The organism is Inquilinus sp. (genome assembly GCF_057815775.1).
In genome coordinates this window covers 1-12,224 of sequence record NZ_JBYRFX010000825.1, presented here as the reverse complement: position 1 = coordinate 12,224, position 12,224 = coordinate 1, and the positions used below count along the sequence as shown (strand labels likewise).

Sequence of the window (12,224 nt, the reverse complement as noted above, 5' to 3'; positions counted from 1 at the left end):
TGACGGTCGAAGCCGCCGTGGTCAAGCTGATCGGGGAGTTGCAGGACGCCTTCGGCACCGCGCTGCTCTTCATCTCGCACAACCTGCACCTGGTGGCGAAGGCCTGCGACCGGGTCGGCGTGCTGTATGCCGGCGATTTGGTGGAGGAGGCGCCGGCGGGCGAGATCTTCGACGCCCCACGGCATCCCTACACGCAGGGGCTGGTCCGCTGCCTGCCGGGGCAGGGCGCCGTGCTGCAGCCGATCCGCGGCCATGTGCCGGCGCCCGCCGAACGCGGGGTCGGCTGCCTGTTCGGGTCGCGCTGCGACCATCACGTCGCCGGACTGTGCGATAGGCCGGTGGCGGCCAGCGACCTGCGCGACGGCCACAAGGTCCGCTGTGCGCGGGTAAACGAACTGCCGGATGCCGTCGTCGCGACCGACCGGCCGGAAACGCGGGCCGCGTCGACCGGCCCGGCGGTCATCACGATCAAGCAGCTGCGCAAGAGCTATCCAGGCTCGGGCGGCGAGTTGTTCGTCGCCAATGACGACATCGACCTGGAAATCCGGCAGGGCGAGATCCTCGGGCTGGTCGGCGAATCCGGCTCGGGCAAATCGACCCTGGCGAAGATCATCGCCGGCTTCGACGTCGCGACCTCGGGCTCGATCCTGATCGACGGCCTGGATGTGGCGAAGCTGCCGGTGCGCAGGCGGACCGCCGCTTTGCTGCGCCAGGTCCAGATGGTGTTCCAGAATCCGGACTCGACCCTGAACCCGACCCACACCATCGGCTGGGCCCTGCGGCGGGCGGTCCGGAAGCTGGAGGCCGCGCCCGGCCGCAGCGCCGCGGTGGCGTCCCGGGTGCGCGCGCTGCTGTCGCTGGTGGCGCTGCTGCCCGCGCTCGCCGGCCGCAGGCCGCGGGCCCTGTCGGGCGGCCAAAGGCAGCGTGTCGCGATCGCGCGAGCCCTGGCCGGCCAGCCCCGGGTCCTGCTGGCGGACGAATCCGTCTCGGCGCTCGATGTGTCGGTGCAGGCCGCGATCGTCGAATTGCTGCAGGCCGTCCGCACCCGGACGGGGACCGCGGTGCTGTTCATCAGTCACGACCTTGCGCTGGTGCGGCAGATCAGCGACCGCATCGTGGTGCTGTTCCGCGGCAAGCCGATGGAGATCGGTTCCGCCGCGCAGGTGTATGCGCGGCCGCTGCATCCCTACACCGAGGCGCTGCTGTCGGCGGGGCAGGGGCGACCGGCGGTGCCGAAGGCCGCAGGCGCCGAGGCCATCGGCCCGTCCCGGGGGTGTCCCTATGTGCACCGCTGCGCCCGGGTCGTCGGCGACATCTGCCGGGACCGGGCGCCGTCCTATCAGCGGGCGGCAGACGGGCATGAGATCTACTGCCATATTCCGCCTGCCACGTTGCTGGAGTTGCAGGTCGACCATGGATGAACAACCGGCCCGCGGTGTCGCGATCGCCGTCGCCCCGAATGGCGGAACGAAAACCAAGGCGCAGCATCCAGGCCTTCCCCTGGGTCCGGCCGAGCTGGCCCGGACGGCGGCCGAATGCGCCGAGTCCGGGGCGGCGATGATCCATGTCCATGTCCGCAAGGCCGATGGCAGCCACCTGCTGGATGCCGAGGCCTATGCCCAGGTCATCGCTGCAATCGAAAGAGCTGTCGGCACCCGGCTGGTGGTGCAGATTACCAGCGAGGCGCTGGGGCTCTATTCACCCGCCGAGCAGATCGCCGTGGTCAAGGCGGTGAAGCCGGAGGCGGTGTCGCTGGCGCTGCGCGAACTCGTGCCCGATCCCTCGCATGAAGCCGACTTCGCCGATCTGCTGCACTGGATGAAACGGCACGAGGTGATGCCGCAGATCATCCTCTATGACCCCGGCGAGGTCCTCCGCCTGGCCGAGTTGATCGGCCGCGGCCTGGTGCCGTGGGAGCATGTCCCCGTGCTGTTCGTGCTCGGCCGCTATTCGGCCGGGCAGATTTCGGTGCCAACCGATCTGCTACCGTTCCTCGCGCCTGACATTCCCCGGTTCCGCCACTGGAGCGTCTGCGCCTTTGGCCGGCATGAGACGGCCTGCGTGACGACGGCGGCGCTGCTGGAGGGCCACATCCGGGTCGGGTTCGAGAACAACCTGCTTCTTCCGGATGGCCGCATGGCGGCGACCAATGCGGCGCTGGTGCAGAGCGCCGCGACCGCCATCGGAAGTCTTGGCTTCCAGCTTCTGACGGCGGCCGCGATCCGGTCCCTGCCGATCTAGGGCGTCCCCGACGGAGCCGCCCGCGCAATGGATGCTGGGCACCGGCCCGAACGCATGGTGCCGCCATGACACCCGCGAAGGCCTGTCCTTTGCGCCCGCCGCATGCTTCATTCAGGAGCAAGTTCGAACTTGCATAGAGAATAGGCATCGCTTTCCGGGGACACCGTCATGGCGGAACCCACCTCGCTCAAGAAGCTCGCTGACAGCGACCGGCCGATCCGGATCGGCTTCTTCCTGGTGCCCGATTATCCGCTGATGACCTTCGCGGCGGCACTCGATTCCCTGCGGCAGGGCAATCGGCTGGCCAAGCGAAAGGTGTTCGAATGGGTGGTGATCTCCGCCGACGGCACGGACGCCCGGTCGAGCAGCGGGCTGACCGTCCCAGCCGATTGCAAGGTGGGCGAGGGGCCGCGCTGCCACATCGTCATCGTCTGCGCCGGCATCAATTTCACCGACAGCTATGACGCGAACATCTTCGCCTGGCTGCGTCGCCTCTATTCCGAAGGCTGCATCCTCGGCGCGGTCAGCACCGGGGTGTTCTACCTGGCCAAGGCGGGGCTGCTGGAAGGCCGGCGCTGCGCCGTGCATTGGGAATCGCTCGCCAGCTTCCGCAGCGAGTTTCCGAAGTGCTTCGCGACCGACGATATCTTCGTGATCGACGGACGCTTCCTGACCTCATCGGGCGGCACGGTGACGCTCGACATGATGCTGTGCCTGATCGCGGCGATCGAGGGGCGCGAACTGGCCGCGCAGATCTCGGACCAGTTCAACCATCCGCGCATCCGCCGCCAGGACGACGCTCAGCGGATGCAGCCGGAGGACCGCTTCGGCATCCGCAACGCCAAGCTCGGCTTCGTCATCCGCCGCATGGAAAGCAGCCTGTCCGACCCGATCGAGATCTCGGAACTCGCGGACAGCGTCAAGCTCTCGACTCGGCAGCTCGAACGCCTGTTCCACGCCAATCTGAACAAGAGCCCGTCGAAGTTCTACATCGACCTGCGGATGTCGCGGGCGAAGGAACTGCTGATCCGCACCGACCTCGCGGTGGCCGAGATCGCCGATGTCTGCGGCTATGAATCGCCGTCGCATTTCAGCCGGTTCTACCGCCAGCATTTCCAGGAGAGCCCCGCGGCCACGCGCAAGGCCGACGCGCCCGGCGGCGCGGCCGCCCCGAACCGTCCGGACGCCTGACGCGTCGGCGGCGCGGGCGGGCGGCAGACAGCGCCAGAGGCATCATCGGCGGTGATGTCGGATGGCGCATAGCGTGCGTCGGGTCAGTGCATTCTTCCAGGGGGCATTCCCCCGTACCGTGCATCTCAATCGACAGACAGAAGCACTGCATCCGTCCAGGGCAAGCCCGGCGCAGTGCCCCTGCTATTGTCTAAAAAAATAAGCAAAAACAAGGCGCAACGCGTCACGAACAACTCGGAGACTTCGGCATTGGGCACGCATCCACACCCCTATATCCCGACGCTCATCGACCAGCTGACCGACGGGGCCATCAACCGCCGGGATTTCCTGCGCCGGTCCACGCTGCTCGGGCTCTCGGCCGCCACCGCCTATTCGATCGCCGGCCTGGCCGATCCCTCGGCCAAGGCCCTGGCCGACGGGCTGCCGAAGGGCGGCAACCTCCGGATCGGCATGCGCTGCATGGAGATCAAGGACCCGCATCTCGCCGATTTCGCGGAGCGGTCGAATGTCATCCGCCAGGTCTGCGAATATTTGACCTTCACCGACCGCGACAACATCACCCACCCCTATCTGCTCGAGAAGTGGGAGGTCAGCGAGGATCTGAAGACCTGGACGCTGCATCTGCGCCAGGACATCAAATGGCGCAAGGGCCGGCCCCTCACCGCCGATGATGTGGTCTGGAACCTGAAGCGGGTCTGCGACCCCGCGATCGGGTCCTCGATGCTCGGGCTCTTCACCGGCTATCTCGTCCAGCCGGTCGACAGCGGCGAGAAGGACGACCAGGGCAACCCGAAGATGGTGAGCAAGCTCTGGTCCGACACCGCGATCGAGAAGGTCGACGACCACACGGTCCGGCTGAACGCCTTCGCGCCGCAGATCGCCGTGGCGGAACACCTGTTCCACTACCCGATGTTCATCCTCGACCCGGAGGAGAACGGCGTGTTCGGCCCCGGCGCCAACGGCACCGGCCCGTTCGAGATGGTCGAGTTCACCGTCGGCAAGAACGCCAAGTACAAGGCCCGCACCGACTATTGGGGCGACGGCCCCTATCTCGACAGCTTCGAATTCGTCGATCTCGGCGACAGCCCCGCCGCTTCGATCGCCGCCATGGCGTCGAAGCAGGTGGACGGATTGTCGGAGGCCGATGCGGTGCAGATCAACGCCATGCAGGCCTTCCCGCATGTGCAGGTCCACAAGGTCGAGACCAGCCAGACCGTCGTGGCCCGCATGCACCCGGACGTGGACCAGTTCAAGGACAAGCGGGTGCGGCAGGCCATGCGGCTCGCCATCGACCGCGCCAAGGTGATCCAGACCTCGCTGCTGGGCGCGGGCACGCCGGCGGAAGACCATCACGTCTCGCCGATGCACCCCGAATATGCGGCGTTGCCGAAATACCCGCGTGATGTCGAGAAGGCGAAGGCGCTGCTGGCCGAGGCCGGCTATCCCGACGGCTTCGAATTCGACATGGTCACGCGCCCGGATCCGATCTGGGAGCTGAACACCGCCCAGGTGCTGGCGCAGCAATTCGCGGATATCGGCGTCAGGATCAACATCAAGTCGCTGCCCAGCGCGCAGTATTGGGAGGTCTTGACCAAGACCCCGTTCAGCCTGACCGCCTGGGGCCACCGCCCGCTGGCGATCATGACGCTGTCGCTGGCCTACCGCACCAATGCGGCCTGGAACGAGTCGAACTACTCCAACCCCGAATTCGACCAGCTGCTGACCCAGGCCGAAGGCATCCTCGACCCCAAGGAGCGCAGCAAGGTGATGGCGAAGATCGAGGCCATCATGCAGGACGACGGGCCGATCGTGCAGCCATTCTGGCGGATATTCTCGACCGTGATGGACAAGAAGGTGCAGGGCTTCGAGCTGCACCCGTCGCAGTACATCTTCGCGCATCGCTACGCCGTCGCGGCCTGACGATCCGGGCCTGCCCGCACGGGCAGGCCCGCCGATCGCACGTCACACGGGAAACATGGGGCCCATGGCGAGATTCCTGTTCAACCGGCTGGGGATGATGCTGCTCACCATGCTGTGTGCATCGTTCCTGGTGTTCGTCGTCTGCGAGTTCACGCCGGGCAGCGTGGCCCGCAAGTCGCTGGGCCCGTTCGCGACCCAGCAGCAGGTCGACCTGCTGTCGGCGAAGCTCAACGCCCATGATCCGCTGCTGCTGCGCTACAGCCGCTGGCTCGGCGTCCTGGTCGGCGCGATCCCGGACCCGCTGCAGAACCCGGCCACCGGTCTCCATTTCACCGACCCGCGCGGCGCGCAGTATTTCGGCAATTTCGGCTATTCGACGCTGAACAAGCTGCCGGTGAACGACGTGATCTGGGACCGGCTGGGCAACACCGCCGTCCTGGCTGGCTTCGCCTTCCTGCTGATCGTGCCGCTGTCGATCGTGTTCGGCGTCCTGTCGGGGCTGAAGGAGGGCGGGGCGCTGGACCGGACGCTGTCGGTCATCTGCATCACCTTCACCTCGATCCCCGAATTCGCCTCCGGCGTCTTCCTGGTCACGCTCTTCGTCATCCTGTGGCCGATCCTGCCGGGCACCAGCCCGCTCGACACCGACAGCGGCTGGCCGATCCCGTCGCAATTCGTCCTGCCCGTCGCGGTGCTGGTGATCTACGATTTCGGCTACGTCGCCCGGATGATCCGCGTCTCCATGATCGGCGTCATGGAACGGCCCTACATCCGCACGGCCGTGCTGAAGGGCATGAGCCTGCGCCGCGTCGTGCTGGGGCATGCGCTGCGCAACGCGATGATCGCGCCCTTCACCGTGCTGCTGCTGCAGATCAACTTTCTGATCAGCGGCGTCGTCGTCACCGAGCTGGTCTTCGCCTATCCCGGCTTCGGCAGGCTGCTGCTGGAGGCGAGCATGTTCGGCGACATCGCCACGCTGGAGGCCGCCACGCTGATCACCGTGGCCGTGGCTGTCGTGACCCAGTTCGCCGGGGACCTCGGCTACATGCTGCTCGATCCCCGCATCCGGTTGAGGTGAGCCATGGCGCTGCAGCAGGACATCGCCGACACCCAGCCCGCGGCCGCCCGGCGGGCCGCGCGGCCGAGATGGACCCGGGTGTTCCGGTCGCGGACCGCTGTTGTCGGGCTGTGCCTGGTCGGCTTCTGGATCGCCGCCGCGCTGCTGGCGCCGATCCTGCCGCTGCCGTCGCCGACCGAGTCCGACGCCATGGCGATGGTCGATCCCACCCCGTCGGCCGCCCATTGGCTCGGCACCGACATCCTCGGCCGCGATATCCTGGCGCGCCTGGTCTTCGGCGCCCGAACCGTGCTGATCGTGGCGCCGCTGTCGGTCGGTGTCGCCATGGTCGTCGGCATCGCGCTCGGCATGATGGCCGGCTATTTCGGCGGCTGGGCCGACACCATCATCAGCCGGTTCTCCGACATCATCCTCGCCTTCCCGGTGCTGGTCGTCTACGTCATCCTGATCGCCAATATCGGGCCGTCGATCCTCAACATCGTCATCGCGACGACGATCGCTTCGGCCCCCGGCATCGGCCGGATCACGCGCGGCCTGGTGCTGGGCCTCAAGCAGCAGGAATACGTCGCGGCGGCCCGGCTGCGGGCCGAAAGCACGCTGTACATCATGCTGGTGGAGCTGCTGCCCAACTGCCGCAGCCTGCTGATCGTCGATGGCTGCCTGCGCATCGGCTACACCATCATCACCATCGGCATCCTCGGCTTCCTCGGCCTCGGACTGCCGCCGCCAAACCCGGATTGGGGCGGCATGGTCAAGGAAAGCACCACCGTCCTCACCGTCTGGCCGCTGATGTCGCTGGCGCCGTCCTTCGCGATCGTCAGCCTGGTGCTTGGCTTCAACCTGCTGGCGGACGGGCTGCGGGAGGCCTGGAAACCATGACCGAACCCCTGCTCGAAATCCGCGACCTGCGGATCGAATTCCGCGGCAAGGAGGACACCGTCGTGGCGGTGCCGCGGCTGTCCTTCAGCGTCGGCGCCGGCGAAAGCTATGGTCTGGTCGGCGAATCCGGCTGCGGCAAGAGCACCACCGCCATGGCGATCATGGGGTATCTCGGCAGCACCGGAATCATCGCCGGGGGCAGCATCCGCTTCGACGGGCAGGAGCTGGTGGGCGCCACCGGCCGGCAACTGCGCGCCATCCGCGGCCGGCGCATCGCCATGGTCTACCAGGACCCGATGAGCGCGCTGAACCCGGTCAAGACCATCGGGGCGCAGTTGGCCGAAGTGCCGATCCTGCACCTGAACGCGCGCCGGCGGCAGGCGATGGAGATGGCGGCCGCCATGCTGGAGGATGTGCGCCTGCCGGATGCCGGCGACATGCTGAAGCGCTATCCGCACCAGCTGTCCGGCGGCCAGCAGCAGCGCGTCGTCATCGCCATGGCGCTGCTGGCCCGGCCGGCGCTGCTGCTACTGGACGAACCGACGACCGGCCTCGACGTGACGGTCGAGGCGGCGGTGATCGACCTGATCGGCGAGCTGCGGCGCCGCTTCTCGACCAGCCTGCTGTTCATCTCCCACAATCTTGGCCTGATCGCGGAAAGCTGCGACCGGCTCGGCATCATGTATTCCGGCGAGATCGTCGAGGAGGGCGAGACCGGCCGGCTGTTCCGCCGGCCCCGCCACCCTTATGCCCAGGGCCTGATCGACTGCATCCCGGATATCGGCAGCGACAAGCGCAGCCGCACCCTCGCCGCCATTCCCGGCCATATCCCGCTGCCGCAGGAGCGGCCGGTCGGCTGCGGCTTCGCCCCGCGCTGCGCCAGCTTCGTCGCCGGCAGTTGCGACAAGCCGGGCCTGGCGCTGCAGCCGGCGGGGGAGGGCGGGCATCTCGTGCGCTGCACCCAGTGGCAGCATGTGCAGCGGCCGCGGCGGACCCCGCCGCCGGAGGCGGCTGTTGCCGAGGCTCCGGTGGTGGCGATCGAACTGTCCGGCGTGACCAAGCGCTACGACATCGGCGGCCACCGGACGCTGCAGGCGAACGAGGCCGTGTCGTTCGACGCCGGCGAGGCGGAGATCGTCGCCCTGGTCGGTGAATCCGGCTGCGGCAAGTCCACGCTCGCCCGGATCGTCACCGGCCTCGACCATGCCACGTCGGGCGAAATCCGCATGGCCGGGCAGGACATCGCGGCGCTGCAGGCCCGGCAACGGCCGCGGCAAATGCTGCAATCGATCCACATGATCTTCCAGAACACGGACAGCACGCTGAACCCGTCGCACCCGGCCGCCTTCTCGATCCGCCGGTCGATCCGGAAGTTCGGCGTCCGCCGGGGCAAGGCCGCGATCGACCAGCGGGTGCGCGAACTGCTGGACATGGTGCGGCTGTCGCCCGCCATTGCCGAGCGCAAGCCGAGCGAGCTGTCCGGCGGCCAGAAGCAGCGCATCGCCATCGCACGCGCCTTCGCCGCCGACCCGACGCTGATCGTCGCCGACGAACCGGTCTCCGCCCTTGACGTGTCGGTGCAGGCGGCGGTGGTGACGCTGCTGCTCGACATCCAGCGGGAGAAGCGCACCACCATGCTGTTCATCAGCCACGATCTCGCCCTGGTGCGGCATGTCGCCGACAAGGTCGTGGTGATGTATCTCGGCAAGATCATGGAGCAGGGGCGGGTGGAGGAGGTCTTCGGCGGCAGGACCCACCCTTACACCGAGGCGCTGCTGTCGGCGATCCGCAGCCCCAACCCGGACGAGGCGCCGCGCGAGCGGATCCGGCTGACCAGGGAAACGCCCAGCCCGATCGACGTGCCGCCGGGGTGCCGCTTCGCCACGCGCTGCCACCGCAAGCTGGGCGCGATCTGCGACACCCAGCCGCCGCCGGTGCGGCACCTGTCGGCGACGCATGAGATCGCCTGCCATATCGAACTGGACCAGCTGCGCGCCGCGCCGCCGGTGTTCGCGATCCCGGCGCCCGCCGAACCCGCTGGTGTGACCGAATGAGCCGTGAACCCGCCTTCGACCTTGTCATCCGCGGCGGCACCGTGGTGCTGCCCGACCGGACGCAGCTGCTCGACATCGGCGTCCGCGATGGCCTGATCGCCGAGATCGCCCCCGGCCTGCCGGTGGGCGGGCGTGAGATTTCGGCGGAGGGGCGTCTCGTCCTGCCCGGCGGCGTCGACAGCCACTGCCACATGGACCAGCAGCCCTGGGAGGGCAAGTCCACGGCGGACGACTTCCGCACCGGCACGCTGTCGGCGCTGTGCGGCGGCACCACGACCGTCGTGCCCTTCGCCATGCAGATGCGCGGCCAGTCGCTGCGCGAGATCGTCGCCGACTATCACGACCGTGCCGGCCCGAAGGCGCATATCGACTACGGCTTCCACCTCATCGTCGGCGACCCCTCGGCCGAGGTGCTGCGCGACGAGATCCCGGCACTGATCGCCGCCGGCTGCACCTCGATCAAGGTCTACCTGACCTATGACGGGCTGAAGCTCGACGATTACGAGGTGTTGAACGTCCTTGACCTCGCGCGCTCCGAAGGGGCGATGGTGATGGTGCATGCCGAGAACGACGCCTGCATCCGCTGGCTGACCGAACGCTTCGTCGCCGCGCGCAAGACCCAGCTGCGCTACCATGTGCAGGCCCATCCGGAGGTCGGCGACCGCGAGGCGACACACCGGGCGATCAGCCTGTCGGAGCTGATCGAGACGCCGATCCTGATCAGCCATGTGGCGGCGGCCGGCGCGGTGGAGGAGATCCGGCGGGCGAAGGCGCGCGGCCTGCCGGTGTATGCTGAGACCTGCCCGCAATATCTGTTCCTGTCGGCGGAAGATATCGACACGCCAGACCTGTCCGGCGCGACCTGCGTCTGCACGCCGCCGCCGCGCGACAAGTCGAACCAGCCCGAGATCTGGCGCGGCATCCTGGACGGCACGCTGGAGATCTTCTCCTCCGACCATTCGCCCTGGAACTATGCCGACAAGGTCGCCGGCGGCCCGGACACGCCGCTCCACCGCGTGCCGAACGGCATCCCGGGCATCGAGACGCGGCTGGCGCTGCTGTTCTCGGCCGGCGTCAATGGCGGGCGGATCTCGCTGCAGAAATTCGCCGACCTGACCGCTGCGGCGCCCGCGCGGCTGTTCGGCCTGGCGCCGCGCAAGGGGGTGATCGCGGTTGGCTCCGACGCGGATCTGGCGATCTGGGATCCGGACCGGGTCGTCACCATCGACAATGCGATGCTGCACCATGCCGTCGACCACACCCCCTATGCCGGTCAGGTGGTGCGGGGCTGGCCGGTGATGACGATCTCGCGCGGCGACCTTGTCTGGGACGACGGCAAGATCCTGTCGGAACCCGGCCGCGGCCGGTTCATCGCCCGGCAGCGGCCATTCCCGCCGCAGCAGGGCCTGTCGAAGGTTCTCGGGTCGTGATCGCGGCGGAGCTCCCTCTCGCCCGCCGCCTCGCGGGCAAGGTGGTGCTGATCACCGGCGCGGCCAGCGGCATCGGCGCGGCGATCGCCGGGCGCTGCGTCACCGAGGGCGGCATGGTTGTCTGCGCCGACCGGGACGAGGCCGCCGTCCGCTCCGTTGCCGATCCGTTCGGATCGGCCGCTGTGGCGGTGCTGTGCGACGTCACGGACCCGGCCTTCGCCCACCATGCCGTCGAAACGGCGTCCAGGCGGTTCGGGCGCCTCGATGGCCTGGTGCACAACGCAGCGGCACCTTCGATCGACGGGACCGTGGTCGATCTCGATGAGGCGCAGTGGCGGCGCGAGCTCGATGTCAGCCTGACCGGCGCCTTCCTGATGGGCAAATTCGCCGTGCCGTTGATCGCCGCGGGCGGTGGCGGTTCGGTCGTGCTGATCGCCTCGCAGTTCGGCCACGTCGCGACCGGCCAGGCCGTGGCCTATTGCGCCGCCAAGGCCGGGCTGATCCATCTGGCCAAGGCGATGGCGGTGGACCATGCCGCCGAGGGGGTGCGCGTCAACAGCCTGTCGCCCGGCGCAGTGGCGACGGCGCGGCTGCTGCAGCGCTGGCCCGACCTCGAGGCCGCCGATGCCGCCCTCGGCCCCGCCCATCTGCTCGGCCGGATCGCCCGGCCGGACGAGATCGCGGCGGCGGCCGCCTTCCTGCTGTCGTCCGACGCATCCTTCGTCACCGGCACCGACATGCTGGTGGATGGCGGCTATGCCGCACGGTGACCCCATCCCTTCGAACGGCTCAAGACAGGCTGTGACATGACCCTTCTCGTGACCGGCGGCACCGGTTTCGTCATGAGCGTGGTGGCGCGGGAATGGCTCGACCGTGACCCGGCGGCCCGCGCCGTCATCCTCGACCGGTCGGGGCTCGACGCCATGGCCGAACGGTATTTCGCCCCGGTGCGGGACCGGCTGACGATCGTCACCGGCGATGTCCGCGACTCCGCGCAATGGGCCGCGGCGCTGGACGGCCACGGCATCACCGCCATCGTCCACGGCGCGACCGTCACGCCGATCTCGCGCGGCAATGCGGCCCTCGCCCGGCTGCAGCCCGAGGCCGAGGACCCGGCCCGCATCGTCGAGGTCAACCTGATGGGGACGGTGCGGCTGCTGGACTGGGCCCGCCAGAGCGGCACGGTGCAGCGCTTCGTCTATGTCAGCTCCGGTTCGGTCTACCGCCATCACGGGCCGGACTGGGCGGGCGAGCCGCTGCCGGAGGATGGCTATGTCGCACCGCTGACGCTGTACGGCATCTCGAAATTCGCCGCCGAGATGGTCGTGGACCGCTACGCCGATCTATTCGGCCTGTCCGCGCTGTCGGTGCGGCTGGCCTCGGTCTACGGCCCGATGGACCGGGCGACGGAAAGCCGCAACTTCCTGCATG

The 12,224-nt window shown here is 68.5% G+C and carries 10 protein-coding genes; all 10 read left to right on the top strand.

The window, feature by feature from the left end; all coding sequences use genetic code 11:
* Positions 1 to 1,421 (top strand): oligopeptide/dipeptide ABC transporter ATP-binding protein (locus AC3XYG_RS29605; RefSeq protein WP_489143468.1); only part of this gene is annotated, 1,421 nt, incomplete at its 5' end.
* Positions 1,414 to 2,241 carry a beta-keto acid cleavage family enzyme gene (locus tag AC3XYG_RS29600; RefSeq protein WP_489143467.1) on the top strand — a complete coding sequence of 276 codons (828 nt, stop codon included), beginning with the start codon at positions 1,414 to 1,416 and terminating at the stop codon, positions 2,239 to 2,241. The genes AC3XYG_RS29605 and AC3XYG_RS29600, both read left to right, overlap by 8 nt.
* A gap of 168 nt (positions 2,242 to 2,409) precedes the next feature.
* Entirely contained in the window at positions 2,410 to 3,432 is a 1,023-nt protein-coding gene (locus AC3XYG_RS29595; protein WP_489143466.1) for a GlxA family transcriptional regulator, read from the top strand.
* A gap of 249 nt (positions 3,433 to 3,681) precedes the next feature.
* On the top strand, positions 3,682 to 5,352 hold the full coding sequence (locus AC3XYG_RS29590) for an ABC transporter substrate-binding protein (RefSeq protein WP_489143465.1): 1,671 nt from the start codon (positions 3,682 to 3,684) through the stop codon (positions 5,350 to 5,352).
* A gap of 64 nt (positions 5,353 to 5,416) precedes the next feature.
* Positions 5,417 to 6,430, top strand: coding sequence for an ABC transporter permease (locus AC3XYG_RS29585; protein WP_489143464.1), 1,014 nt, complete (start codon positions 5,417 to 5,419; stop codon positions 6,428 to 6,430).
* 3 nt (positions 6,431 to 6,433) lie between these two features.
* Complete coding sequence (locus tag AC3XYG_RS29580) at positions 6,434 to 7,309, top strand: ABC transporter permease (protein WP_489143463.1); 876 nt, start codon at positions 6,434 to 6,436, stop codon at positions 7,307 to 7,309.
* Positions 7,306 to 9,363 (top strand): dipeptide ABC transporter ATP-binding protein, encoded by a 2,058-nt coding sequence (locus tag AC3XYG_RS29575; protein WP_489143462.1) that lies wholly within the window; start codon positions 7,306 to 7,308, stop codon positions 9,361 to 9,363. Before AC3XYG_RS29580 ends, AC3XYG_RS29575 begins: the two co-directional genes overlap by 4 nt.
* Positions 9,360 to 10,793 carry a dihydropyrimidinase gene (gene hydA, locus AC3XYG_RS29570; RefSeq protein ID WP_489143461.1) on the top strand — a complete coding sequence of 478 codons (1,434 nt, stop codon included), beginning with the start codon at positions 9,360 to 9,362 and terminating at the stop codon, positions 10,791 to 10,793. Before AC3XYG_RS29575 ends, hydA begins: the two co-directional genes overlap by 4 nt.
* Positions 10,790 to 11,563: an SDR family NAD(P)-dependent oxidoreductase gene (locus tag AC3XYG_RS29565; protein ID WP_489143460.1), complete on the top strand. Its 774-nt coding sequence runs from the start codon at positions 10,790 to 10,792 to the stop codon at positions 11,561 to 11,563. Before hydA ends, AC3XYG_RS29565 begins: the two co-directional genes overlap by 4 nt.
* A 36-nt stretch (positions 11,564 to 11,599) precedes the next feature.
* A partial coding sequence (locus AC3XYG_RS29560; protein WP_489143459.1) for an NAD-dependent epimerase/dehydratase family protein occupies positions 11,600 to 12,224 on the top strand: 625 nt, incomplete at its 3' end.